Origin of the sequence: Streptomyces sp. NPDC048521 (genome assembly GCF_043199855.1) — a bacterium.
Lineage (GTDB): Bacteria > Actinomycetota > Actinomycetes > Streptomycetales > Streptomycetaceae > Streptomyces.
The window spans coordinates 245,309-270,938 of record NZ_JBICWR010000008.1 but is presented as its reverse complement, the minus strand read 5'-3'; the positions used below and the strand labels follow the sequence as shown (position 1 = coordinate 270,938).

Sequence of the window (25,630 nt, the reverse complement as noted above, 5' to 3'; positions counted from 1 at the left end):
CCACCCCAATAGGAAAGTTTCCTAACAGTGATCTCCCCGCGGGGGACATCCAGGCTGGACGTCATGCCCAGGTCACTGAGAAGCTGGGCGGCTGGAAAGGCAGGTGTCGACCCCCATGGCAGGAACCGCCGGTACGCCGGGCACCCCGCGCGTCCTGCGCGCCATGAACGACCGTGCCGCCCTGGACCTGCTGCTGGAGCACGGACCGCTGTCGCGCACCCGGATCGGCAAGCTCACCGGCCTGTCCAAGCCGACCGCCTCCCAGCTGCTGGCCCGCCTGGAGGCGGCCGGACTGGTCCGGGTCACCGGCACCAGCGAGGGCCGGCCGGGTCCCAACGCCCAGCTCTACGCGGTGAACCCCGGTGCCGCGTACGCCGCCGGGCTCGACGTCACCCCGCACCGCATCCGCGCCGCCGTCGCCGACATCACCGGCCGCACGGTCGGCGAGTACGAACTGCCCACCCCCGGCCGGCGCCCGGCCCGTCCGGTCGTCCAGCAGGTCACCGACGCCCTCGACGGGGCGGTGAAGGCCGCCGGGCTCACCCGGCCCGATGTGCACCGCCTGGTCATCGGCACCCCCGGCGCCTTCGACCCCAACACCGGGCGCCTGCGCTACGCCTCCCATCTGCCCGGCTGGCACTCGCCCGCGCTGCTCGACGCGCTCGCGGCGGCGCTGCCGATGCCGGTCGAGTACGAGAACGACGTCAATCTCGTCGCCATCGCCGAACAGCGGCTCGGCGCGGCCCGCGGCCACGCGGACTTCGTGCTGCTGTGGAACCAGGAGGGCCTCGGCGCCGCCCTGGTCCTCGGCGGCCGGCTGCACCGCGGCTGGACCGGCGGCGCCGGCGAGGTCGGCTTCCTGCCGGTGCCCGGCACGCCCCTGGTGCGCCAGGTGACCAAGGCCAACAGCGGCGGCTACCAGGAGCTGGCCGGCTCCCAGGCCGTACCCGAGCTGGCCCGCGAACTCGGCATCCCGGACGTGCCGTCGGGGCCGTACACCGAGGCCGCCGCGGAGCTGGTGGCCCGCGCCGCCGATCATGCCGGCGGCCCGCACCGGGAGTTGCTCCAGACCTACGCGACCCGGCTGGCCACCGGTCTCGCCTCGCTCGTCTCCGTGCTCGACCCCGAACTCGTCGTCCTCAGCGGCTCGGCCCTGACGGCCGGCGGGGAGGTGCTGCGCGCCCTCGTCCAGGCCGAGCTGGAGGAGCTGGCGGCGGCCCGTCCCCGGCTGGTCGTCGGGGACGTCCGCGAACACCCCGTCCTGCGCGGCGCGCTGGAATCCGCGCTCGCCACCACCCGCGACGAGGTCTTCGACACCTCGCGCTGAGCGCCCCCGTTTTCCCCCGACCCGTCCCTGGGAGACCTCGCCATGCCCACAGCCATACCCGAAGTCGCCCGAAAAGCGGCTTTTGCCCTGACCGTCTCCGCCGTACTCCTCACCACCGCCTGTACCGGCCAGTCCGACGCGGGCGCGACGGACGACGCGTCGAAGGACACCACGATCAACTTCTGGCACGCCTGGAGCGCGCCGAACGAGGTGAAGGCGGTCAAGTCGCTGGTCACCGGCTTCGAGAAGGCGCACCCCAACATCCACGTGAACATCGTCGGCAACATGACCGACGACAAGATCAACCAGGCGCTGCGGGCGGGTGGCGACAATGCCCCCGACGTGATCTCCTCCTTCACCACCAACAACGTGGGCAAATTCTGCTCCTCGGGCGCCCTGGTGGATCTGAACCCGTTCTTCAAGAAGTCGGGCATCGACCCGGAGACGACGTTCCCGAAGCCGATGAACGAGTACACCCAGTTCGACGGGAACCGCTGCACGGTCCCGCTGCTCGGTGACGCGTACGGGCTCTACTACAACAAGACGGCGTTCAAGAAGGCGGGCATCACCGGCCCGCCCAAGACCTGGTCCGAATTCGCGGCCGACGCCAAGAAGCTCACCATCCCCCAGGGCGAGGGCTACAAGCAGCTCGGCTTCATGCCGAACTACCACGGCTGGGAATCCACCACCGAGCACTACCTCGGACAGTTCTCGCCGACCTACTTCGACAAGAACGGCAAGTCGAACGTCGCCGCGGACCCGGCCTTCGAAAAGGGCTTCACCCTGCAGAAGAAGCTCGTGGACGAACTCGGCGGATTCCAGAAGCTGGAGAAGTTCCGGTCGACGCTCGGTGACGAGTGGGGTCCCAAGCACCCCTTCCACACCGGCCAGGTGGCCATGCAGCTCGACGGCGAGTGGCGGCTCGGCATGGCCGAGGAGGCCAAGCCGGACTTCGAGATCGGCGTCGCCCCGCTGCCCGTACCGGACGACCGGGCCGGCCAGTACGGCAAGGGCTACATCACCGGCACCATCGCGGGCATCGCCGCCACCAGCCACAAGCGGAACGCGGCCTGGGAACTGGTGAAATACATGACCACGAACACGGACGCGGTGGTCGGCTTCGCCAACGACATCCACAACGTGCCCTCCACTCTTCAGGCGCTGAAGTCCCCGAAGCTGAAGTACGACCCGCGTTTCAAGACGTTCCTGGACATCGCCGCCGACCCGAACTCCACCACGACGCCCGCCTCCGTCAACGGCGGTGTGTACCTGGTGACGATCCAGCAGTTCGGCTACGACTACGAGAGCGGCAAGGTGACCGATCTGAAGGCCGGGCTGAAGAAGACGGCCGCGCAGATCGACACGGACATCGCGCAGGCGAAGTAGCCCATGACCACGGTCACTCTGGCGTCGAAGCGCCGCCGTGCGGCGCTTCGTACGGTCGCCTTCATGTCGCCCTGGCTGATCGGCTTCGCGGTCTTCTTCGCGTACCCGCTGATCTCGACGGTCTATTTCTCCTTCATGCACTACGACGGTTTCCGGCCGCCGACGTGGAGCGGCGGGAAGAACTGGACCTACGTCTTCGAGCACTACCCGCTCTTCTGGCCCGCCCTGCGCAACACCCTGTGGCTGGTCGTGATCATGGTGAGCCTCCGGGTGGTCTTCGGACTCGGCATCGGTCTGCTGATCACCAAGATCAAGACCGGTACGGGCGTCTTCCGCACCCTGTTCTACCTGCCGTACCTGGCCCCGCCCGTCGCGGCGACCATGGCCTTCGCGTTCCTGCTCAACCCCGGTACCGGCCCGGTCGACTCGCTCCTGGAGAAGGTCGGCGTCCCGGCGCCGGGCTGGTTCAACGACCCCACCTGGTCCAAGCCGGCCCTGACCCTGCTGGCGCTGTGGGGCGTCGGCGACCTGATGGTCATCTTCATGGCCGCGCTGCTCGACGTACCGACGGAGCAGTACGAGGCGGCGGAGCTGGACGGCGCCTCGGCGTGGCAGCGCTTCCGGTACGTCACGCTCCCGAACATCTCCCCGATCGTGATGTTCGCCGTCGTCACCGGCGTGATCCAGACCATGCAGTACTACACACAGCCGCTGATCGCGGGGAAGGTCGCCTCGGGCGTGATCCAGGGCGCGGGCACCCAGTTCGAGCCCGGCTACCCGGACAAGTCCACGCTCACCCTCCCCCAGCTCGTCTACAACCTCGGCTTCCAGCGCTTCGACTACGGCTCGGCGTGTGTCGTCGCCCTCGTGCTCTTCGCCCTGTCGATGGCGTTCACCGCGCTGTTGATGCGGCGCCGCGGCGGTCTCATCCAGGCAGGTGACTGACCATGACCCAGGTACTGGACCAGCCGGTGAAGCCGGCGCCCCCGGTGTCGTACGGCGCCGAACGCACCGCCCGCCGCCGGGCCCTGCTGGAGTGGATCGCGGTGCACTCCCTCGGCGTGGCCGCCGCGCTGTTCTTCACCCTCCCCTTCGTGTTCGTGTTCCTGACCTCGCTGATGAGCGACAGCCAGGCCCTCAGCCGGGACCTGATCCCGCACACCTGGGAGTGGGGCAACTACCGGAAAGTCTTCGACACGCCCGGTTTCCTGACCTGGTGGAAGAACACGCTGATCTACGCCGGGCTCGGCACCGTGCTGACCGTGGTGTCGTCCGTCCCGGTGGCGTACGCGCTCGCCAAGTTCCGCTTCCGGGGCCGCAATCTGTCACTCATGCTGGTGATCTCGATGATGATGCTGCCCCCGCAGGTGATCATCATCCCGATGTACCTGTTCTGGGCGAAGCAGCTGGAGCTGTCGGGCACGCTGGGGCCGCTGATCATCCCGATGGCGTTCGGGGACGCGTTCTCCATCTTCCTGCTGCGCCAGTTCCTGATGACGATCCCCAACGAGTACCTGGACGCGGCGCGCGTCGACGGCTGCGGAGACCTGCGCACGCTGCTGCGGGTCGTCCTGCCCATGGCCAGGCCCGGCATCGCCGCCGTCGCCCTCTTCCAGTTCTTCTACGCCTGGAACGACTACTTCGGCCCCCAGATCTACGCGTCCGAGAACCCCGGCGCCTGGACCCTCAGTTACGGCCTGGAGTCCTTCAAGGGCGCCCACCACACCGACTGGAACCTCACCATGGCCGCGACCGTGCTGGTCATGGCCCCCGTGATCCTCGTGTTCTTCTTCGCCCAGAAGGCGTTCGTGGAAGGCGTCACCCTCACCGGAGTAAAGGGTTGAACCACATATGAAACTCACCGTGGTCGGCGGAGGCTCGACCTACACCCCCGAACTCATCGACGGCTTCGCCCGCCTCAGGGACGCCCTGCCCATCGAGGAACTGGTCCTCGTGGACCCGGCCGCCGATCGCCTGGACCTGGTGGGCGGCCTGGCCCGCCGCATCTTCGCCAAGCAGGGCCACGACGGCCGGATCGTCACGACCTCCGACCTGGACGCGGGGGTCGACGGCGCCGACGCCGTACTGCTCCAGTTGCGCGTCGGCGGACAGGCGGCCCGTCAGCAGGACGAGACCTGGCCGCTGGAGTGCGGCTGCATCGGCCAGGAGACCACCGGCGCGGGCGGCCTCGCCAAGGCGCTGCGCACGGTCCCGGTGGTCCTGGACATCGCCGAGCGCGTCCGCCGTACCAACCCGCGCGCCTGGATCATCGACTTCACCAACCCGGTCGGCATCGTCACGCGCGCCCTGCTCCAGGCCGGGCACCGGGCGGTGGGCCTGTGCAACGTGGCGATCGGCTTCCAGCGCAAGTTCGCCGGCCTGCTGGGCGTCGCCCCGGCGGACGTCCATCTCGGCCACGTCGGCCTCAACCACCTCACCTGGGAGACCGGCGTACGCCTGGGCGGCCCGGAAGGCGAGGACGTCCTGCCGAAGCTGCTCGCCGAGCACGGCGGCGCGATCGCCGACGACGTCCGCCTGCCCCGCCCCCTCCTGGACCGCCTGGGCGTGGTCCCCTCCTACTACCTGCGCTACTACTACGCCCACGACGAGGTCGTCCGCGAACTGCGCACCAAACCCTCCCGGGCCGCCGAAGTGGCCGCCATGGAACGCGAGTTGCTGACGATGTACGGCGATCCGGCCCTGGACGAGAAGCCTGCGCTGCTCGCCAAGCGGGGCGGCGCCTACTACTCGGAGGCTGCCGTGGACCTCGCGGCGGCCCTGCTGGGCGGTGGTGGCAGCCCCTACCAGGTGGTGAACACGGTCAACAAGGGCACGCTGCCCTTCCTCCCGGACGACGCGGTGATCGAGGTGCAGGCGGCGGTCGGCCCGGCGGGCCCCGCGCCGCTGCCGGTCCCCGGCCTGGACCCGCTGTTCGCGGGCCTCGTCGCGAACGTGACCGCGTACGAGGACCTGGCCCTTCAGGCGGCGCTGCGCGGCGGCCGGGACCGGGTCTTCCGCGCCCTCCTCGCCCACCCCCTGATCGGCCAGTACGCGTACGCCGAGACCCTCACCGACCAGTTGATCGCACACAACCGGGAGCACCTGGCGTGGGCCTGACCGCACCTGAGAGCGCGCCTGTCCTCGCCATCGACGCGGGCAACAGCAAGACCGACGTGGCCGTGGTCACCGCCGCCGGGCAGGTCCTGGCCACGGCCCGCGGCGGCGGCTTCCGCCCGCCCGCGGTGGGCGTGGCGGCGGCGATGGACGCACTGGCCGAACCGGTCGCACGGGCGTTCGCCGACGCGGGCGTGACGTCGGTCGCCCATGTCTCGGCCTGTCTGGCCAACGCCGATCTGCCGGTGGAGGAGGAGCGGCTGGCGGACGCTCTGCGGGCGCGCGCGTGGGGGCCGTCGGTGGAGGTCCGCAACGACACGTTCGCGATCCTGCGCGCGGGGGTGGCCGAGCCGCGCGGCGTCGCGGTCGTCTGCGGCGCGGGCATCAACTGCGTCGGCATGCGCCCCGACGGCCGCACCGCCCGCTTCCCGGCGATCGGCCGTGTCTCCGGCGACTGGGGCGGGGGCTGGGGCCTGGCGGAGGAGGCCCTCTGGTACGCGGCCCGCGCGGAGGACGGCCGGGGCGAGCCGACGGCCCTGTCCCACACCCTGCCCGCGCACTTCGGCCTGCCGAGCATGTACGCCCTCATCGAGGCCCTGCACCTGGAGCACATCGCGCACGACCGCCGCCACGAACTGACCCCGGTGCTGTTCGCGACGGCCGCAGACGGCGACGCGGTGGCCCGCACCCTCGTCGACCGGCTCGCGGAAGAGGTCACGGTGCTGGCCACGGTGGCCCTGACCCGACTGGACCTCCTCGACGAGCAGACGCCGGTGCTGCTGGGCGGCGGCGTCCTGACCGCCGGCCACCCCCAGCTGAACGACACCGTCCGCGAACTGCTGGCGGCCCGCGCCCCCAAGGCCGACGTCCGCGTGGTGACGGCGAGCCCGGTCCTGGGGGCGGTGCTGCTGGGTCTGGACCGGCTGGGGGCAAAGCCGCAGGCGCAGGAACGGGCGCGAGGGTACTGGGAGTCGGCGAAAGGGTGACCTCCCCCACCGGAACCGATCCGGTGCACCCGGCGTGTTCATCAGCAGGGGGTGGTGTGCCGGGCGCCGTGCGCCCTGGGGCACGCTGCGATCCGATCAAGATCCAGTGAAGGCCGGTGCGGATGTCGGTCCGGGCGGTGATACTGGGCGGCGAACGGATGACCACGGGGGAGGTCGAGTGACACACCCGCCGAAGAGCAGCGCGGCGCCACCGGGGGCGGGACCGGCCGTACCCGCCCCCGCCCCCGGCATCCCCCCGCAGCCCGGCCGGCCGGCGCCCCCGGTCCCGCCCGTGCCCCCGGCCCGTCGTACCGCCTTCGCCGAAGGCGTCGAGCGGCTGCGCGCCGCCGCGACCACCGAGCCCGGGCGGCTGCGCATCATCGGCGCCCTCCTCGCCCTGCTGGTCCTCGCGTTCGGCGCCGTCACCGCCTGGCAGACCAGCGAGCGGGCGGCCGCCGCCGACGACGTGCTGCACCGCAGCCAGCCGCTCAGTTCCGGCGCGGCCGGCATCTACCGCTCCCTGGCGGACGCCAACACGGCGGCGTCGAGCGGGTTCCTCGCGGGCGGCCAGGAGACCGCCGCCTCCCGGGACCGGTACGAGAAGGACATCCGCGGCGCCGCCACCGGGCTGGTGACCGCCGCGGCCAACGCCGAGCCCGGCTCGGCCTCCGAGGCGGCCGTCACCGAGCTGAACCGGCTGCTGCCCGAGTACAAGGGCCTCGTCGAGCGGGCCCGGACCTACAACCGGCAGGGCTATCCGGTGGGCGGCGCCTACCTGCGGTACGCCAACGAGAAGATGCAGAAGGAGATGCTCCCGGCGGCGGAGGATCTCTACACCAAGGAGAACCAGCGGCTCGACGCCGACTACGCGGACGCCACGCCCTACCCGTGGGTGGCCATCGCGCTCGGCGTGCTCGCGCTCGCCGCGCTCGGCTGGGCCCAGCACCGCACGTACCGGCGCACCAACCGCGTCCTCAACCACGGCCTGGTCGCCGGCACCGCCGCCACCACGGTCGTGCTGCTGTGGCTGGTCGTCGGGCACATGGTCGCCCGCTCGGAACTCGACGGTTCCTACGACCACGGCATCCGTTCGCTGAGCGTCCTGCACGACGCCCGGATCGCCTCCCTGAAGGCGCGCGGGAACGAGAACCTGAGCCTGGTGGCGCGCGGCGCCGAGACCGTCACGGTCGACGGAAAGGCGTACGACGCCTACTACTACGACTTCGACAAGGACATGACCGTGCTCGGCAAGGGGCTGAGCCGGGCGGCGACGCTCGCCGACGACCAGGCGGGTACGACGCCGGTCAAGGCGGCCGAGGGCAACATGGCGGTGTGGAAGCAGCGCCACGCCTCGGCCCGCGCCGAGGACGAGAACGGCAACTACCAGCAGGCGCTGGACAAGGTGATCGGTGCCAAGGGCGCGACCGGTGAGTGCTTCGACAGCGTCGACGCCAACCTCGCCCGGGCCATCGACCACGAACAGACCGAGTTCCAGCAGGCCGCCGGGGACGGGCGGGACGCCATGACCGGGCTGCCGGTGGGCGCGGCCGTCCTCGCGGTGCTGGGCGCGGCCGGTGCCGTGGCCGGCATCGGGCGCAGGCTTTCGGAGTACCGGTGACAGGGGGCAAGGCGATGTACGCGGCACGTGCACGGGCCTCCCTGCGGGGCTGGGGCGGGGTCGGCGCGATGGCGGTGCTGTGCGTGCTGGCGCTGGCGTTCGTCCTGCTGCTGCCCCACGCCCAGACGCCCCGGGAGGGCGGGCCGGCCGGGCAGAAGGTGGCCACCGGCAGCCAGGCCCGCGCCGACGGCTGCGAGGACTCCGAGGCGCAGAAGCAGACCCTCGCCCCGTCCGGCGCGGACGGCCGGACGATCGACGCCATCAAGGCGCGCACGGGCGCCAAGCGCAAGCTGATCGTCGGCGTCGACCAGAACAGCTACCACTGGGGCTACCGCAACCCCAACACCGAGGGCGCGGAGCTGGAGGGCTTCGACATCGACCTGGTGCACAGGATCGCGCAGGACATCCTCGGTGATCCGGACGCCGTGCAGTTCAAGGCGATCCCGACCAGCCAGCGCATACCGGCGATCCAGGACGGCCGCGTGGACATGGTCGTGCGCACGATGACGATCACTTGCGACCGTCTGTCGCACGTCGCCTTCTCCGCGCCCTACTTCAAGACCGGTCAGCAGGTGCTCGCGCCCAAGTCGTCCGCCGTCACCGGCTACGACGGCTCGCTCGCGGGCAAGAAGGTCTGCACGGCCGCCGGTTCGACGGCGCACACCAAACTGGACGCCGACAAGAAGACCGGTGAGCTGCCCGCCTCCACCGACATCTCCACCACCGTCCCGAACCAGCTCGACTGCCTGGTCCGGCTGCAACTCGGCGAGGTGGACGCGGTGGTGACCGACGGCGCGCTCGCCGCGAGCCAGGCCGCACAGGACCCGACCGTCGAACTCAAGGGCAAGGCGTTCACGACCGAGTACTACGGCGTGGCGATGCAGAAGGACGCCACCGATCTGGTACGCCGGGTCAATCGCATCCTGGTGGACTACCGCGCGCACGGCTGGCAGACGTCGTACGACAGGTGGCTGTCGGCGACACTGGGGAAGGACTCGGCGGCCTCCGAGCCGCCCGCGCCGCAGTATCTGCGCACCAGCTGAATCCCGTATTCCACAACAGGCCGACCAGACAGCAGCGAGAGGTGATCGATGGGCGTCACGGACCCCGCCGGGCCGGTGATGGACCGGGACGAGGTGGACCGTGCGCTGGCGCGGCTCGGCCAGGAGCACGAGGCGATCGAGACCTCGCTGCTCGCCCTGCAGGACCACGCGGGCCGCAGACTCCTCGAGGGCGCCGAACTGACCGGCGTCACCAAGGAACGCTGGCAGGCCACGGAGGCGCGGATCACCCTTTTGTGGGGGTACTTCGACGCCTACACGGCCGCGCTGCGGGGCGCCCGCGAGATCCGCGCCCGGCGCCGCTGGTCCAGCCGCGAGGACCTGGCCGAGCTGACCGAGTTGCTGCGCGGCGAGTCCGTCACCGTCCCCGGGAACGGCACGCTGAGCGAGACGTTCTCGCTGTCCGCCCTGGTGGACCGGATGAACGAGCTGTACGCGACGAGCCTGGACCTGGTCGTCGCCGCCGACGCGGTGTGGTCGGCGCTGCCCGCGCGGATCGATTTACTCGCCGCGGAACTCCAGCGCACCCGCAAACTCGCCCACTCCGTCGGCGTCCGGCCGGGCGAGCACCCGGCCGGTGACGACCTGGAGCGGATCACCCGCACGCTGACCAGGCTCCGCGAGGACGTCGTCTGCGACCCACTCGCCTTCTGGGTTCCCGCCGAGGGCAGTTCGGCGCCCGGCGGCGGCCGCCCGGACACCACGGTCTACGACCGGGAGGCGCGCGCCCTGGAGGACGTGCGCCGGGAGATCGACGCCGTGCTCACGGTCCGGCAGGACGCGGAGGCACGGCTGATCCGGCTCAGGGACGTGCTCTCGCGCGCCGACCGGACCCTCGCGGAGGCCCGTACCGCGCGCGGCGAGGTGCTGGCGAAGATCGCCGCCACCGAGGTGCCGGTCGTCAGCGGTCCGCCGACCGCGCTGCAGGAACAGCTGGCGGCCGCGGCCGAGTACCGGCGGCAGGCACAGTGGCACCGCCTCTCCCCGCTCCTGGAGTCCTTGGAGGAGAAGGCGGAGGACGAACTGCTGCGGGCCCGCGAGTCGTTGACGGCGGTCACCGCGCCGCTCGCGGTCCGGGCCGAGCTGCGCGGCCGGCTGGACGCCTACAAGGCGAAGGTCGCCCGGCACGGCCTCGCCGAGGACCCGCTGCTCGTCGAGCGGTACGACGCGGCCCGGCGGATGCTGTGGAGCGCGCCCTGCGACCTGCGCGTGGCGGAACAGGCCGTACTGCGCTACCAGCAGCTGGCGGCCGAGCTGCTCGGCAGCGCGAGCGCGCCGGAGGACCGTAAGGGGGACCAGTCATGAGCCAGCCGGGGCAGACCTGTCAGCGGCCGGGCTGCGCGGGGGCGTACGAGGACGTCGGCGGCGGCGAGCTGTACTGCGACACCTGCGGTCTCGCGCCGGTCGTCTCCGCGACCGGGATGGTCGGCTCGCCGCCCACCGGGATCACCAGGGGCGCGGCGGACAGCGGCAGTTCCCGCAGCTCGCCCAGTTCCGGTACGTCGTCCCAGTCGTCGAAGTCGCGCCGCTCGGTGTCCGGGCGGCTCTCCCGGTCCCTGTCGGGGAAGCCCACCGGCCGTTCGGTGTCGGTGCGCAGCTCCGGTTCGTCGTCGGCGACGTCGACGCGCGGGCGGCTGGGCGCCGGGCTGGTGAGCGTGCCGCAGGTGCCCCGGCCGGACCCTCGCGCGATGGTGCTGGAGAACCCGCAGGTGCCCGAGCGGAAGCGGTTCTGCTCGCGGTCGGACTGCGGGGCGCCGGTCGGCCGGGCCCGGGGGGACCGCCCCGGGCGCACGGAGGGCTTCTGCACCAAGTGCGGGCACCCGTACTCCTTCGTGCCGAAGCTGAAGGGCGGGGACATCGTGCACGGCCAGTACGAGGTCGCGGGCTGCCTCGCGCACGGCGGCCTCGGCTGGGTCTACCTCGCCGTGGACCGGGCCGTCTCCGACCGGTGGGTGGTCCTCAAGGGCCTGCTGGACACCGGCGACCAGGACGCGATGGCCGCGGCGATCTCCGAGCGGCGCTTCCTCGCCGAGATCGAGCACGCCAACATCGTGCGGATCTACAACTTCGTCGAGCACCTCGACCAGCGCACCGGTTCCCTCGACGGTTACATCGTCATGGAGTACGTCGGCGGCAAGTCGCTGAAGGAGATCGCCAACTCCCGCCGCGCACCGGACGGCAGGCGAGACCCGCTGCCGGTGGAGCAGGCCTGCGCCTACGGCATCGAGGCCCTGGAGGCGCTCGGCCATCTGCACAGCCGCAACCTGCTGTACTGCGACTTCAAGGTCGACAACGCCATCCAGACCGAGGACCAGCTCAAGCTGATCGACATGGGCGCGGTGCGCCGCATGGACGACGACGAGTCCGCGATCTACGGCACGGTCGGCTACCAGGCGCCGGAGGTCGCCGAGGCCGGCCCGTCGGTGGCGAGCGACCTGTACACGGTGGGCCGTACCCTCGCCGTACTGACCTTCGACTTCCAGGGCTACACGAACGTCTTCGTGGACTCCCTGCCCGACCCGGACACCATCGAGGTCTTCCACCGCTACGAGTCCTTCTACCGGCTCCTGGTGCGCGCAACCGACCCCGACCCGGCCCGCCGGTTCGCCTCCGCGCAGGAGATGTCCGAGCAGCTGACCGGAGTGCTGCGCGAGGTCGTCTCGGTGCAGACCGGGCAGGCACGGCCCGCGTTGTCGACACTGTTCGGGCCCGAGGTGAAGGTCACCGACACGGAGTTGTTCCCGCACCTGGACGGCGAGGTGTCCCGGCTGGGGGACCGCCCGGCAGGGAAACCCGGGTCCGGCCCCGCGCTGCCCCCGCCGGCCCTCGTCAGGCCCGTGGAGACCCCGGCCGCCGCACTCGCCCTGCCGGTCCCGCTGGTCGACCCCAGCGACCCCAACGCCGGTTTCCTGGCGGGGCTCATGGCCTCCGCGCCGGCCGAGCTGATCACCGCGCTGGCCGCGGCACCCGTGCAGACCGTGGAGACCCGGATCCGGCAGATCCGCGCCCGGCTGGAGAGCGGCGACCACCAGGCCGCGCTGATGTCCCTCGCCACGCTGGAGGAGGAACGGCCCGACGACTGGCGGGTGGTCTGGTACCGGGGCGTGGCCGCCCTGGTCACCGGCGACTTCGAGGGCGCCGCGCTCGCCTTCGACGCGATCTACGACGCCTTCCCCGGCGAGGCCGCGCCCAAGCTGGCGCTCGCCCTGTGCGCGGAGGTGCTGGGCCAGCTGGACAACGCCGCCGAGTACTACCGCCTGGTGTGGGCGACCGACCCGAGCTATGTGAGCGCGGCCTTCGGTCTGGCCCGGGTCCAGCTCGCGGCCGGGGACCGGCGCGGCGCCGTGACGACGCTGGAGTCGATACCGGAGTCCTCCATCCACTACACGGCCGCCCGGGTCGCCGCCGTCCGGGCCCGGCTCAGACAGCGCACGGCGAGCGCCGGTGACGTACCGTTCCTGGACGACCTGACCGCCGCCGCCGGGCAGGTCGAGGCGCTGCAGGCGTACGGTCTCGACCCGGCCCGCCGCGAGCGGTTGTCGGCGGAAGTGCTCGGCAGCGCGCTGGACTGGATACTCTCCTCAGACCAGGGCACCGCGCCGGCGGCCGCCGGCGCACGGGTGCTGCTGGGCAGCGGTCTGGACGAGCGGGGCCTCCGCTTCGGCCTGGAGCGCGCCTACCGCACGCTGGCCCGGCTGGCGCCCGGCGGCCAGGAGAGGATCGAACTGGTGGAACGGGCCAACCGTTACCGCCCCCGGACGTGGGTGTAGTTGATGTCGCAGATGCCCCAGCAGGCCGCACTGTCGAAGTGCCCGAGCTGCGCGGAGCCCGTCGAGTCGGGTGACCTCTTCTGCGGAGCGTGCGGTCACGACCTATCGGTGGTGCCCGCCGCGCCGCAGGACCATCCGACCCTCACCATGACCGGCTCCCCCGCGCCCGGGGACGGCGTGGACTGGCCGGCCCCCGAGCCGCCCGGCTCCGCCGGCACCCCGCCCGCGGTGCATGTGCCGGCCGACCTGCCCGGCACGGACTCGGGGGGCAAGCCGCTGCACCCCGAGGAGCCGGCCGCGCCCGGCGTCCGCTTCGACCGGCCCGCGGAGCCCGACGAGTACCCGCTGCAGGCACCGGACCCGCGTGCGGCCGCCGACGCCACCGCCACGGCCGGCCCGGCCGCCGATCCGGCCCAGGTCTGCGTGGCCTGCCGGGCGGGCCGGGTGGACAGCGACGGCTACTGCGAGAACTGCGGGCACGCCCAGCCCCGCGAACGCGACCACATGGAGCGGGAGTCGGGGCCGGTCGCCGCGGTCAGCGACCGCGGCCTGCGCCACCACCGCAACGAGGACGCCTTCGCCGTCGGCCACACCACGCTGCCCGACGGCACGCCCGCCGCCCTCGCCGTCGTCTGCGACGGCGTCTCCTCGGCGACCCGACCGGACGACGCCTCGCTGGCGGCCTCCCAGGCGGCCGGGGACACGCTGCTGGCCGCCCTGCCACGGGGCACCCACCCGCAGCAGGCCATGCACGAGGCGATCGTCGCCGCCTCGCAGGCCGTCAACGCGCTCGCCGAGGAACCCGCCACGGCCCGCGAGCACGCCCCGCACCAGAACGCCCCGGCCTGCACGATCGTCGGCGCGATCGTCACCTCGGGGCTGCTGGTCGTCGGCTGGGTCGGCGACAGCCGCGTCTACTGGGTGCCCGCCGACCGCGGCGCGCCCCCGGCCCGGCTGACCGAGGACGACTCCTGGGCGGCGCAGATGGTCGCCGCCGGACTGATGAGCGAGGCCGAGGCGTACGCCGACGAGCGCGCCCACGCGATCACCGGATGGCTCGGCGCGGACGCCTACGAACTGGAGCCGCACACGGCTTCGTTCAAGCCGGACCGGCCCGGTGTCGTGGTGGTGTGCACCGACGGCCTGTGGAACTACGCCGAGACGGCCGAGGAGATGTGCGAGGTCGTCCCCGCGGACGCGGCGGCGCGCCCGCTGCACGGCGCCCGCGTGCTGGTCGGTCACGCCCTGGACGGCGGGGGCCACGACAACGTAACAGTGGCGGTCCTGCCGTTCCCGGCGCCGCCGCAGGGGGCAGTATCGGCCTGAGGCCGTACAAAACGCCGTACACGCCGTACACGCACAGCGCCTTGCAGAACGGGGAAGCCGCGGCGGGCCGGAGGGGACCGGTCCGTCCACACTCACCGCCTCGCGTCAGCGGGGTGCGCCAAGGGGGAGTCGATCAAGCATGGCCAATTTCGCGAAGTCGAACGTGCCGCAGTTCTCGGTGGACGTCTATCAGAACGCGTACCTGCCCGAGGGCGGCCGGGAGGTCGACGCCATCGTCACGGTGACGGCGACGGGCGGCGGCACGGTCGGCAGTGCCGTCGCCGCGCCGGTGTACACACCGGGGCGAGGGCCGTCCGCCGCGGTGGCGATCATGGTCGACTGCTCGGGCTCGATGGACTATCCGCCGACCAAGATGCGCAACGCCCGGGACGCCACGGCCGCCGCGATCGACACCCTGCGCGACGGCACCCACTTCGCGGTGATCGGCGGCACCCACGTGGCCTCGGAGGTCTACCCGGGCGGGGGACGGCTCGCGGTCGCCGACGCCACCACCCGCGAGCAGGCCAAACAGGCGCTGCGCCGGCTCAGCGCGGGCGGCGGCACGGCCATCGGCACCTGGCTGCGGCTGGCCGACCGGCTGCTGTCCTCGGCGGACGTCACCATCCGGCACGGCATCCTGCTGACCGACGGCCGCAACGAACACGAGTCGCCGCAGGACCTGAGGGCCACGCTGGACGCGTGCGCGGGACGGTTCACCTGTGACGCGCGGGGCGTGGGCACCGACTGGGAAGTGAAAGAAGTCACAGGGATCGCCTCGGCGCTGCTCGGCACCGCCGACATCGTCGCCGACCCGGCGGGCCTGGCCGCGGACTTCACGCGGATGATGGAGTCGGCGATGGGCAAGGAGGTCGCCGACGTCTCCCTGCGGGTGTGGACGCCGGTCGGCACCACCCTCCGGTTCGTCAAGCAAGTCGCCCCCACCGTCGAGGACTTGACCGGCCGGCGCACCGAGGCCGGACCGCGTGCCGGGGACTACCCCACCGGGTCCTGGGGCGACGAGTCCCGCGACTACCACCTGAGCCTGGAGGTCCCGCCGGCCGGGCTCGGCCAGGAGATGCTCGCCGCCCGGGTCTCCCTGGTCGTGCCACAAGCGGACGGAACGGTACAGAACCCGGGCGCGCAGGGGCTCGTACGGGCCGTGTGGACGGACGACATGACGGCGTCCACCTCGATCAACCCCCAAGTCGCCCACTACACCGGGCAAGCCGAACTGGCACAAGCCATCCAGCAAGGGCTCGACCTTCGCAAAGCGGGCGATTTCAATGGAGCAACCGCCAAACTGGGGCGCGCAGTTCAGCTCGCGAGTGCCTCGGGGAACGCCGATACTGCGAAACTGCTTGCGAAGGTGGTGGACGTGGTCGACGCCGCGACAGGTACTGTGCGGTTGAAGACGAAGGTCGCGGAGGCCGACGAGATGACTCTGGAGACCCGGTCCACAAAGACCGTTCGTGTGAAGAAGTGACCCTGGAAGCGATGCGAGCGATCCAGCCGGACCCTCAGGAGAAGGGGAAGCACCGACATGCCGACCTGCCCGAACGGACACCAGTCGGGTTCCGACGACTGGTGCGAGGTCTGCGGTCACCGCATGGCCGGTGCCGTACCTCCGCCCCCTCCACCGCCGCCCGCCGGCGGCTACGGCTTCCCGCCGCCGCAGGGCAACCGGCCCGGCGGCCGTCCGCAGGCGCCGGGTGCGCCCGAGCCGGAGTTGTGCCCGCAGTGCCGTACGCCCCGCGAGGGCGGCGCACCGTTCTGCGAGGAGTGCCGGTGGAACTTCCTGACCAACACGGCAACCTCGTACACCCCGGCCGCGCCGCGCCCGCCGCAGCCCCGCTTCGAGCCGCCCAGCGCGACGTACGGCGGCGGTGACTCCTACCAGGGCTCGCGCCCCTCGCAGGTGAACCGGCCCGCCGAGCCGATCCCGTCCTTCGGCAGCGAGCCGTCGGGCCCGACGCCGTTCGGCGGCGACCGCGGCCCGTCCGGCCCGCCGGCCTCACCGGGCCCCGCGGGTCCCTCGGGCCCGTCCGGCTTCGGCGGCGACCGGCGCCCGCCGGGACCGCCGCCGGGCTTCGGCGGGGGCCAGGGGCAGGGTCCCGGCCAGGGGCAGGGTCCCGGAGGTCCGTCCGGTTTCGGTGGCGGCCAGGGGCAGGGTCCCGGTTCCGGTGCTCCCTCGGGATTCGGGGGCGGTCCGGGCCAGGGTCCGGGTTCCGGCGGCAACCGCGGTCAGGGCCCCGGCTTCGGGGGCGACCGTGGTCAGGGTTCCGGCTTCGGGGGCGACCGTAGTCAGGGTTCCGGTTTCGGCGGGGGTCCGGGGCAGGGTCCCGGTGGCCCGTCCGGTCCGCCGCCCTTCGGCCGTGAGCCGTCGGGTCCCGGTGGGTCCACTCCCCCCGGCCCGCCCCAGGGTCCCGGCGCGCCCGGTCCCTCCGGCTTCGGCGGCCCCTCGCGTCCGGTACCGCCGCCGCCCGGTCCGACCCCGCCCGCCGGTCCCGGCGGTGCCGCACAGGCGTTCCAGCAGTCCGGGCCGCCCGCTCCGCCCGCGTTCCCGCAGGAGACCGGCCGTCCCCCGGCCGGCGGTCCCCCTTCTGGTGGCCCGTCCTCCGGTGGCCCGTCCTTCGGCGGCGGTGACGACGACTGGGTGATCTCCCCGCCGTCGTCCACCGGCCCGTCCGGACCGCGGCCCGGGCAGGGGCCCGGCGGTCAGGGCGGCGGGTACGGCTACCCGCAGCCCGGCGGCACCCAGGCCCCGCGCGAGCCCGGCTTCCCGCAGGCGCCGGCCACCTGGACGGCGACCATCGGCCCGGACCGTGACTACTTCATGGCGATGATGCAGCGCTCCGGCCCCGAGGCCGCGGGCCTGAACCTGCCCGCGTACTCGCCCGAGCAGCAGCGCACGCTCTCCGGCAACCAGGTCACCATCGGCCGCCGCCGGCACTCCACCGGCGACACCCCCGACATCGATCTGTCGGTGCCGCCGGAGGACCCGGGCGTCTCGCACCAGCACGCGGTGCTGGTCCAGCAGCCGGACGGCAGCTGGGCGGTCGTCGACCAGAACTCGACGAACGGCACCACGGTCAACGGCTCGGAAGAACCGATCCAGCCGTTCGTCCCGGTCCCGCTGCGGGACGGCGACCGGGTGCACGTGGGCGCCTGGACGACGATCACCGTCCGCCGGGGCTGAGAACGACCGGGGCACGGCCCGGAGGCGATCAGCGGAGGGGCCAGAGGTACGGCCCCTCCGGGTCGTCCAGCCACGCCCAGGCGTGCTCGCCGGCGACCGTGACGCCGTACCGTCCGCGCTCGGGCTCGCCCTCGCGCTCCCACAGCGCGTAGGCCTCCTGCGGCCCGAGGGTGCCGCGGACCAGGGCGAACAGGAAGTGGAACAGGTCCTGCTCACGGGCCCGGCCCGGCAGCCCGGCCGACGACAGCTCCGCGGGCTGCCCCCGGCCCTCGCCACGCAGCGGTACGAAGTAGGCGGCCCCCGGCAGGAAGCGGCCCTCGGCGTGCTCCGCGTCCCGCACGGTGAGGGCCAGCAGGCCGGTGGCCAGCGGGGTCAGGACGCGGGCGCCGGGACGGCACTGGGCGAGCCAGGCGCGCGGCACCGTGGGCAGCGCGCAGGTGGCGATGATCCGGTCGAAGGGGGCACGTTCGGGTACCCCGCGCGCCCCGTCGCCGGTGACGACGACCGGGTGGTACCCGGCCGCGGCCAGGTGCTGCCGGGCCGACTCGGTGATCTCCGGTTCCAGGTCGATGGTGGTGACGATGTCGTCGTCGCCGAGCCGGTGGGCGAGCAGGGCCGCGTTGTAGCCGGTGCCCGCGCCCACCTCCAGGACGCGGTCGCCGTCCGCCACCCGCAGGGCGACCAGCATCCGCGCCATCAGGGAGGGCTGGCTGCTGGAGGAGATCAGCTCGCCGTCGCGCAGCCGGGTGGCCAGCGGAACGTCCGCGTAGGCGCCGCGCAGCCAGCGTTCCCGGGCCTCGGGGTCGGGGCTCTCGCCCCAGCGGCGCTCGTAGCCGCCCCGCCCGGCGACGAAGTAGTACGGCACGAACAGGTGCCGGGGCACCGTCGCGAACGCCTCCCGCCACACCGGGTCCGCCGCCCAGGCCCCGTCGGCGTCGATCTCCCGCACCAGCGCCGCTCGCGCCGCGGCGGCCCGGCCGTCGGTCTCGGTGTCGTGGGCGCCCATGGCTCCACAGTAGGGGCGGCCGCCGGGATGCGGTCCTACGTCTCGAGTCCTCGGTCACCCGGTCTGAGACCATGGGGGGGTGAAAGAGATTCGGCGCGGCACGCTTCAGGAGCAGACCTTCTACGAGCAGGTCGGCGGGGAGGACACCTTCCGCCGGCTCGTCCACCGTTTCTACGAGGGAGTCGCCGAGGACCCGATCCTGAAGCCGATGTACCCGGAGGAGGACCTGGGCCCGGCCGAGGAGCGGCTGACCCTGTTCCTGATCCAGTACTGGGGCGGCCCCACCACCTACAGCGAGAACCGCGGCCATCCCCGGCTGCGCATGCGGCACGCCCCGTTCACCGTGGACCGGGCGGCGCACGACGCCTGGCTGCGGCACATGCGGGTGGCCGTCGACGAACTCGGCCTGTCCGAGGAGCACGAGCGGACGCTGTGGAACTACCTGACGTACGCCGCCGCGTCGATGGTGAACGCCCCGGACTGAACGCCCGGGACTGATCACTCCTGACTGATCACTGTGGACTGACGGGTCATCAATTCCGGTCACCCGTCGCCGGATTTCGATCACGATCCGGTATAGACCGGCCGACAACCGCTTACCCGCGACCCGTCTCCTCTGCCAGCATCGCCCGAAGGTCTGGAAGTCCGGACACACGGGGGCCGGGTGACGGGGTTCGTCTTCTCACGCGCACGCGCGCACCGCCTGCTGCTGAGTGCCGCCCTGCTCACGGTGGTGCTGACCACCGCGGTGCTGGCGACGCTCACGGCGTACTCCGGGGCGATCGGCGACGCGGCGCTGCGCCATGTGCTGGGCGACGCCCGCAACGCGGCCGACACCGCCCTGATCGTCAAGGCGGACGTGCCGCCGCGGGAGCGGGCCGCCGCCGACACCGCCGTACGCGAGGGCGCCCGGCGGACCTTCGACGGTCTGCCGGTGACCGTGCGGACGCTGCGCCGCTCGGGACCCTACGCGCTGCCCCGCTCATCGCGGCCGCCCGCCCACCGGTCCGGCGATCCGGACCTCACCTACTTCGCCGCGCTGGACCGCACCCAGCTGCGGCTGACCGCCGGCCGGCTGCCCCGCCGCACCACCGGAACGGTCGAGGTGGCGCTCCCGCGGGCCGCCGCCCGGGCGCTGCGGCTGGAGCCCGGCGACCGGCTCACCCTGGCCGACCGGCTGGACGGCCCCGCGGTCCGGGTGCGGGTCACCGGCGTGTACCGGCCCGCCTCGGTGACGGCCCCGTACTGGCGGTTGGACGATCTGCTGGGCCGCGGGGCGAAGAAGTCCGGCTTCACGACGTACGGCCCGCTGCTCGCCGACCCTTCCGTGCTCACCGGCGGCCGGGTGAGCGCCGGGTCCACGGCCTGGCTGGCCTCGGCGGACTTCGCCACGGCGACCACCGCGCGGATCGGCGAGCTGCGCACGGCGGCCCGGGACGGCAGCGCGGCCCTGCGCAGTCCCGCGGCGCTGCGCGGTACGACGGTGTCGCAGACCGCGCTGCCGGACGTCCTGGACCGGGTGGACCGTTCCCTGCTGGTCGCCCGTTCCACCCTGCTGATCGTCGCGCTGCAGCTGGTGCTGCTCGCCGGGTACGCCCTGCTGCTGGTGGCCCGGCTGCTCAGCACCGAACGCACGGACGAGACCCGGCTGATGCGCGCCCGCGGGGCCTCCCGCGCCCGGATCGCCGGTCTCGCCGCGGCCGAGGCCCTGCTCCTCGCGCTCCCCGCGGCCGTGTGCGCGCCCCTGGTCGCCGGGCCGCTCACCGCCCTGCTGGCCGGCCACGGCCCGCTGGCCCGCCTCGGTCTGCACCTGGACCTCCCGCCGGCCGGCCGGCCCCTCGTCTGGCTGGTGGCGGCCGGGACGGCCCTGGGCTGCGCGCTCGCCGTGACGGTGCCGGCGGTCACCGGGGCCAAGGCGCGGGACCGTGCGCGGAAGCGGAGACCCGGTCCCCCGCGGGCGTGGTCGCCGCTGCTGACGTCCCGCCGACGGACAGCCCGCCCGGCCGCCGCCCGGACCGTCCCCGCCCCCCTGCGCACCGGCGCCGACCTCGGCCTGCTCGCGGTCGCCGCGGTGGCCTACTGGCAGCTGGGCCGGCAGGGCTCCGGCGGTGTGGCCGCCGACCGGTCCGGCACGCTCGGCATCGATCCGCTGCTGGTCGCCGCGCCCGCGCTGGCGCTGCTCGCCGGAACCGTGCTCACACTGCGGCTGCTGCCTCCCGTGGCGCGGGTCGCCGAGCGCTGGGCGGCCGGCGGGCGCGGGCTGCCCGTGGCGCTGGCCGGCTGGCAGTTCAGCCGGCGCACCGCGCGCGGCGCGGGCCCGGTGCTGCTGCTCGTCCTCGCCGTCGCCCTCGGCATGCTCGCCATCGGACAGGCCGCCTCCTGGGACCGCTCGCAGGACGACCAGGCCGACTTCCGCGCCGGGGTGCCGGTGCGGGTGACCTCCGCCGGGGAGGGCGGGCTCGGCCGCACGGACCTGTACGCGGACCTGCCGCACGTCCGCGAGGCCGCCCCGGCCGTACGCGGCTCCCAGCCGCTGTCCGGCGACCGTACGGCGACCGTGCTCGCCCTGGACACCCGGCACGCGGCGGACGCGGTGCTGATGCGCCCGGACCTGGCGGACGTGCCGGTACGGCGGCTGCTGACCGGGCTCACGTCCACGGGCGCCCCGGCCGGCACCCCGGTGCCCGCGGGCACCGCCCGGCTGCGCCTGACGGCCCGTCTGCACAGCTCCACCGGGCCGGGGACCGGCACGGAGGTGACGGTGACACTGGTGGACCGGTACGGGGTGCCGTACCAGGTGCCGTTCGGTCAGCTCCCCGCCGACGGCCGCGCCCACACCCTGACCCTCGACCTCGGCACCCCGTCCGGCGCGCTGACCCTCACCGGCCTCCGGCTGGACCTGACGCAGCCCGCCGAGCGCGCCGAGCACCACCGGCTCACACTCGGCGAGTTGACCGCGTACGGCAGCGACGGGAAACGGCACCGGCTCACGCTGCCCGCCCGGTGGACCACCGGCGCGCAGGCCGGCGGCGCCGCCGTCCCCAGCGCCGCCACCAGCCCCACCCGGCCCGAGGTCACCGGCACCCGCCCGCTGACCTTCGCCTACAGCACCGGCTACCTCCCGGACGCGGACATCTGGACGGTCGCCTCCGTCACCGTCCGGCTCCAGGTGACCCAGCCCGCGCCGGCCGAGGTGCCGGCCGTCGTCACCGACCGCTACCTGGCCTCGGCGAGCGCCCGCCCCGGCCAGCGGGTCGACCTGACCCTCGGCGACCGGAGGCTGCCGGTGCGGATCGTCCGGGCGGTACGCGCGCTGCCCGCCACCACCGACCCGGCGAACACCGGCGCCCGCGACGGCGGGGCCGTCCTGCTCGACCTGCGCGCCGTGAACCAGGTGCTGCAGGCCCGGTACGGCGCGAGCGCCACACCCACCGAGTGGTGGCTCGCCACCGCGCCCGGCGACGCCGCCCGCGTGGCCGCCGACGTACGGGCGTTGCCGGACGTCGGCCCGGGCCAGGTGCTGGTGCGCGACGAGATCGCCGCCGAGCTGCGCGACGACCCCTTCGGCGCGGGCCCGGAGGCCGCGTTCACGGCGGCGGCCGTGGTGGCGGCGGCGCTCGCCGCGGTCGGCTTCGCCGTCGGCGCCGCCGGGGCGCAGCGGGCCCGGAGCGCGGAGTTCGCGGTGCTGCGCGCGCTCGGCGTGCCACGCCGCCAGCTGGCCCGGACGGTCGCCGCCGAGCAGGCCGTCCTGGTGGGGCTGGCGCTCGCGGTGGGCCTCGGTCTCGGCACCGTACTGGCGCGCGCCGTGCTGCCGTTGATCGTGCTGACCGGCGAGGCCACCCGGCCCGTGCCGGAGCTGCTGGTGCGACTGCCGGCCGGCCAGGTGGCGTTGCTGCTGGCCGCCGTCGCCGTGGTCCCGCTCGCCGTCGCTGCGGTACCGGCCGTACGCCGCGTGGACCCGGCGCGGGCGCTGCGCGAACAGGGAGGTGAGTGAGGTGGGCCGTCCGGTACCGCGCGTGGTCGCACCATGGGTACGGACCCGGCTGCGGGCCGCGCCCGGTGCGGCCGCCGCGCTCGCGCTGCTGGTCGCGCTGACGGCGTGCCTGGCCGGCGCCTTCCCGCGCGCGGTCGACCGGTACGAGGACGCGGGCCTGCGGCGGGCCCTGCGGCAGGCCCGCCCGGCGCACACCACCGTGCGGGTGACGGCGCCCCAGCCCGACCTCGGCCTGCCGGCCGGGCAACGGGCCGAGGCGATGCGTCCGGCCGCGCTGGAGCGGCAGTACGAGAAGCTGCTCGGGACGGTCGGCAGCCCGCTGACCGTCGACCGCACCCAGTCCGCGTACGGCGTCGGCGGCACCGTCAGCCCGGCGGTGCCCGACCCGTGGCTGCCGCGCCCGACCGGGCTGCCCGCCCATGTCTCGCTGGTCGCGCGGAGCGGCCTGGCCGACCACGCGCACGTGCGCACCGGCCGGCTGCCGCGCGCCACGCACCCGGTCGACGCGGCGACCCCCGAGGTGGAGGCCGCGGTGACCGCCGCCACCGCCAAGAGCCTGCACATCCGGGTGGGTTCGGTCATCCACGTGCCGGCTCCCGGCCGGGAGCCGCTCGCGGTCCGCGTCACCGGCATCCTCGTCCCGCGCGACCCCGACGGCGCCTACTGGTCGACCGACCCGCTGCTGCGCACCCCGGACCTGGTGACCCTGCCGCCCCCGGGCCCGGACCCGGACAAGTACTGGCTCGGCGCGCTGCTGCTCCCCCCGGAGGCGGCCCCCGCACTGCTCGGCACCAGCACGAATCCGGCCCGCTACTGGCTCCTCGCGCCCGACCTGCGCGGCCCGCACGCCCATGATCTGGACCGGCTGAAACCGGCCGTCGCCGCCCTGGAGTCCGGGCCCGCGCTGCAACGGGCCCGCGCGCTCACCGATTACGGCGCCGACATCGCCACCGACCTGGACGACGCCCTCGCCGACTTCGACCGGCTGCGCTCCGGCATCTCCCCGCTGGTGTCCGTGGCCGCCGCGGGGACCGCCACGGTCGTCGCCGTCGTCCTGCTCATGGCGGGCGGCCTGGCCGCCGACCGGCGCCGCGCCGAACTCGCACTGCTGCGCGCCCGCGGCGCCTCCCTACCCGGACTCGCCGGACGGCTGCTGGCCGAGACCGCCGTGATCGCCGTACCGGCGGGCGCCCTCGGCCTGGCGGCGGCCCTGCCGGCGGTGCCCGAGGGGCGCCTCGGACCCGCCGTCGCCGCCGCCGCTGCCGTCACGCTCACCGCCTGCGCCGCCCTGCCGCTGCGGGCCGCCCTCGCCCACCGCACGGTCCGGACCGCGGCCGCGCGCGAGGACGTGGCGGCCGTGCGGCCCTCCCGGCGCCGCACGGTCGCGGAACTGACCCTGCTGGTGCTGGCCGCCGGAGCGGTCGCGACGCTGCGCCGGCGCGGCACGACGGGCGACCAGCTGGTGGCCGTGGCACCGGTCCTGGTCGGGATCATCGCGGCCCTGGTACTGCTCCGGCTGTACCCGCCGCTGCTGCGCCGGCTCGCCGGGCCGGCCGGGCGGCTGCGCGGGGTGGTCGGCCACCTCTCCCTGGCCCGCGCGGGCCGCACCTCGGTCTCCGCCGTCCTGCCGCTCCTCGCCCTGCTCACCGCGCTGACCACGGCGGCCTTCGGCGGCTCGGTGCTGGCCGGCGTGGCCGACGCCCGCGACCGCGCCGCCCTCCTCACCGTCGGCGCCGACGCCCGCGCGGACTCCGACGCCCCCCTCCCGGCGGACCTCCCCCGCCGTGTGCGGGCCGTGCCCGGCGTGCGCGACGTGGCGGCGGTGAGCATCGACTACCAGGCCAAACCGGAGGACGGCCAGGACTCGACACCGCTGGTGGGTGTGGACCCGGCCGCCTACGCCCCGTTGACGCACCGCACCGGCCTCGGCGCCGTCCCCGCCGACCGGCTCGAGGGCCGCACGGGCACCCTGCCCGCCGTGGCCTCCCCGTCCGTCGCGTCCGCGTACGGCACCCGGCGTCCCTTCCTGGTCCGGCTGGAGGACGGCAGCGCGGTCACCGTGCGCATCGTGCTCGTCCGCGACCGCACCCCGGCCGTCTCCGGCACCGACTTCCTCGTCGTGGACCGCGCGGGCCTCGCCGACCCGGCGAACCGTCCGACGGCCCTGCTGGTGACGGGCGAGCACCTGGACGCGGGCGCGCTGCGGCACGCCGTCGGCGGCTCGGCCTGGGTCCGCGTCCGCGCCGACGAGCGCGCCCGCTACACCGACTCGCCCCTGCAGTCCGGCGCCGTGCACGTCTACACGGCGGCCGTGGCCGCGGGTGCCGGTTTCGCCGTTCTCGCGCTGCTGCTGGCCCTGCTGCGCGCGGCCCCCGAACGGGCCGCGCTCCTCGCCCGCCTGCGCACGATGGGCCTCACCCGCGCCCAGGGCCGCCGCCTCCTCGTCCTGGAATCCCTCCCGCAGGCCCTGCTCGCCGCGGCCGGCGGCATCCTGACCGGCTGGTCCGCGACCCTCCTCCTGGCCCCGGGCATCGACCTGACGGCCATCGCCCTGCCCCCGTCCCCGACCCCGCTGAGCGACGTCGACCTGCGCCCCGACACCTGGTCCCTGACCGTGCCGGCGACGCTGGTCGTGCTCGCCTCGGTGGGCGTGGCAGCCCTCCAGGCGTGGTGGACGGGCAGACGGGGCTCGGTGACGGACCTGCGGGCGGGGGACGGGCGATGAGCGGACGGGGGCGGAAGCGGCGGTGCGGCGAAGCCGCGGAACCGGCGGGGCGGCGATACGGCGGTGCGGCGGAAGCGGCGACACGGCGGGGGCGGAAGCGGCGGAGCCGCGGAAGCGGCGA

17 protein-coding genes are annotated in these 25,630 nt (G+C 74.1%); 16 read left to right on the top strand and 1 reads right to left on the bottom strand.

Going from position 1 to position 25,630, the window contains the following annotated elements; all coding sequences use genetic code 11:
- Nucleotides 1–115: 115 nt before the first annotated feature.
- The 13 genes from ACGFRF_RS20930 to ACGFRF_RS20870 all read left to right on the top strand — a co-directional run bounded on the left by ACGFRF_RS20930 (nt 116) and on the right by ACGFRF_RS20870 (nt 17,784).
- Nucleotides 116–1,327 carry an ROK family protein gene (locus ACGFRF_RS20930; protein WP_393741981.1) on the top strand — a complete coding sequence of 404 codons (1,212 nt, stop codon included), beginning with the start codon at nt 116–118 and terminating at the stop codon, nt 1,325–1,327.
- 42 nt (nt 1,328–1,369) lie between these two features.
- Nucleotides 1,370–2,713 carry an ABC transporter substrate-binding protein gene (locus ACGFRF_RS20925; protein ID WP_393741979.1) on the top strand — a complete coding sequence of 448 codons (1,344 nt, stop codon included), beginning with the start codon at nt 1,370–1,372 and terminating at the stop codon, nt 2,711–2,713.
- Between the two features lie 3 nt (nt 2,714–2,716).
- Nucleotides 2,717–3,658 (top strand): carbohydrate ABC transporter permease, encoded by a 942-nt coding sequence (locus ACGFRF_RS20920; RefSeq protein WP_393741978.1) that lies wholly within the window; start codon nt 2,717–2,719, stop codon nt 3,656–3,658.
- A gap of 2 nt (nt 3,659–3,660) precedes the next feature.
- Nucleotides 3,661–4,557 (top strand): carbohydrate ABC transporter permease, encoded by an 897-nt coding sequence (locus ACGFRF_RS20915; protein ID WP_393741976.1) that lies wholly within the window; start codon nt 3,661–3,663, stop codon nt 4,555–4,557.
- Nucleotides 4,558–4,564: 7 nt separating this feature from the next.
- A complete protein-coding gene (locus ACGFRF_RS20910) occupies nt 4,565–5,830 on the top strand; it encodes a 6-phospho-beta-glucosidase (RefSeq protein ID WP_393741974.1) in 1,266 nt (421 codons plus the stop codon).
- Nucleotides 5,821–6,813 (top strand): N-acetylglucosamine kinase, encoded by a 993-nt coding sequence (locus tag ACGFRF_RS20905; RefSeq protein ID WP_393741972.1) that lies wholly within the window; start codon nt 5,821–5,823, stop codon nt 6,811–6,813. Before ACGFRF_RS20910 ends, ACGFRF_RS20905 begins: the two co-directional genes overlap by 10 nt.
- A 178-nt stretch (nt 6,814–6,991) precedes the next feature.
- Nucleotides 6,992–8,431, top strand: a complete 1,440-nt coding sequence (locus ACGFRF_RS20900) for a hypothetical protein (RefSeq protein WP_393741970.1) — start codon at nt 6,992–6,994, stop codon at nt 8,429–8,431.
- Between the two features lie 14 nt (nt 8,432–8,445).
- Nucleotides 8,446–9,474, top strand: coding sequence for a glutamate ABC transporter substrate-binding protein (locus tag ACGFRF_RS20895; protein ID WP_393741968.1), 1,029 nt, complete (start codon nt 8,446–8,448; stop codon nt 9,472–9,474).
- A gap of 48 nt (nt 9,475–9,522) precedes the next feature.
- Complete coding sequence (locus ACGFRF_RS20890) at nt 9,523–10,797, top strand: hypothetical protein (RefSeq protein WP_393741966.1); 1,275 nt, start codon at nt 9,523–9,525, stop codon at nt 10,795–10,797.
- On the top strand, nt 10,794–13,262 hold the full coding sequence (locus ACGFRF_RS20885) for a tetratricopeptide repeat protein (protein WP_393741964.1): 2,469 nt from the start codon (nt 10,794–10,796) through the stop codon (nt 13,260–13,262). Before ACGFRF_RS20890 ends, ACGFRF_RS20885 begins: the two co-directional genes overlap by 4 nt.
- A gap of 3 nt (nt 13,263–13,265) precedes the next feature.
- Nucleotides 13,266–14,588 (top strand): PP2C family serine/threonine-protein phosphatase, encoded by a 1,323-nt coding sequence (locus ACGFRF_RS20880; protein WP_393741962.1) that lies wholly within the window; start codon nt 13,266–13,268, stop codon nt 14,586–14,588.
- A gap of 139 nt (nt 14,589–14,727) precedes the next feature.
- Nucleotides 14,728–16,071 (top strand): VWA domain-containing protein, encoded by a 1,344-nt coding sequence (locus ACGFRF_RS20875; protein WP_393741960.1) that lies wholly within the window; start codon nt 14,728–14,730, stop codon nt 16,069–16,071.
- Between the two features lie 57 nt (nt 16,072–16,128).
- Complete coding sequence (locus ACGFRF_RS20870; protein WP_393741958.1) at nt 16,129–17,784, top strand: FHA domain-containing protein; 1,656 nt, start codon at nt 16,129–16,131, stop codon at nt 17,782–17,784.
- Nucleotides 17,785–17,812: 28 nt separating this feature from the next.
- On the opposite strand, the gene ACGFRF_RS20865 is transcribed toward ACGFRF_RS20870, so the two are convergent.
- The gene (locus ACGFRF_RS20865) at nt 17,813–18,790 is read right to left on the bottom strand and encodes a methyltransferase domain-containing protein (RefSeq protein ID WP_393741956.1); all 978 of its coding nucleotides are present in this window, start codon (nt 18,788–18,790) and stop codon (nt 17,813–17,815) included.
- Between the two features lie 79 nt (nt 18,791–18,869).
- Between ACGFRF_RS20865 and ACGFRF_RS20860 the strand changes: the two genes are divergently transcribed.
- The 3 genes from ACGFRF_RS20860 to ACGFRF_RS20850 all read left to right on the top strand — a co-directional run bounded on the left by ACGFRF_RS20860 (nt 18,870) and on the right by ACGFRF_RS20850 (nt 25,509).
- A complete protein-coding gene (locus tag ACGFRF_RS20860) occupies nt 18,870–19,274 on the top strand; it encodes a globin (protein WP_393741954.1) in 405 nt (134 codons plus the stop codon).
- A gap of 180 nt (nt 19,275–19,454) precedes the next feature.
- Complete coding sequence (locus tag ACGFRF_RS20855; protein WP_393741952.1) at nt 19,455–22,784, top strand: FtsX-like permease family protein; 3,330 nt, start codon at nt 19,455–19,457, stop codon at nt 22,782–22,784.
- A gap of 1 nt (nt 22,785) precedes the next feature.
- Nucleotides 22,786–25,509 (top strand): FtsX-like permease family protein, encoded by a 2,724-nt coding sequence (locus tag ACGFRF_RS20850; protein WP_393741950.1) that lies wholly within the window; start codon nt 22,786–22,788, stop codon nt 25,507–25,509.
- Nucleotides 25,510–25,630: the final 121 nt, after the last annotated feature.

Excerpts from the sequence above, each read along its gene's own strand:
- ACGFRF_RS20920 (WP_393741978.1), top strand. The coding sequence starts at position 2,717 with ATGACCACGGTCACTCTGGCGTCGAAGCGCCGCCGTGCGGCGCTTCGT.
- ACGFRF_RS20895 (WP_393741968.1), top strand. The coding sequence starts at position 8,446 with ATGTACGCGGCACGTGCACGGGCCTCCCTGCGGGGCTGGGGCGGGGTC.
- ACGFRF_RS20880 (WP_393741962.1), top strand. The coding sequence starts at position 13,266 with ATGTCGCAGATGCCCCAGCAGGCCGCACTGTCGAAGTGCCCGAGCTGC.
- ACGFRF_RS20885 (WP_393741964.1), top strand. The coding sequence starts at position 10,794 with ATGAGCCAGCCGGGGCAGACCTGTCAGCGGCCGGGCTGCGCGGGGGCG.
- ACGFRF_RS20870 (WP_393741958.1), top strand. The coding sequence starts at position 16,129 with ATGCCGACCTGCCCGAACGGACACCAGTCGGGTTCCGACGACTGGTGC.
- ACGFRF_RS20915 (WP_393741976.1), top strand. The coding sequence starts at position 3,661 with ATGACCCAGGTACTGGACCAGCCGGTGAAGCCGGCGCCCCCGGTGTCG.
- ACGFRF_RS20925 (WP_393741979.1), top strand. The coding sequence starts at position 1,370 with ATGCCCACAGCCATACCCGAAGTCGCCCGAAAAGCGGCTTTTGCCCTG.
- ACGFRF_RS20930 (WP_393741981.1), top strand. The coding sequence starts at position 116 with ATGGCAGGAACCGCCGGTACGCCGGGCACCCCGCGCGTCCTGCGCGCC.
- ACGFRF_RS20890 (WP_393741966.1), top strand. The coding sequence starts at position 9,523 with ATGGGCGTCACGGACCCCGCCGGGCCGGTGATGGACCGGGACGAGGTG.
- ACGFRF_RS20910 (WP_393741974.1), top strand. The coding sequence starts at position 4,565 with ATGAAACTCACCGTGGTCGGCGGAGGCTCGACCTACACCCCCGAACTC.
- ACGFRF_RS20875 (WP_393741960.1), top strand. The coding sequence starts at position 14,728 with ATGGCCAATTTCGCGAAGTCGAACGTGCCGCAGTTCTCGGTGGACGTC.
- ACGFRF_RS20865 (WP_393741956.1), bottom strand. The coding sequence starts at position 18,790 with ATGGGCGCCCACGACACCGAGACCGACGGCCGGGCCGCCGCGGCGCGA.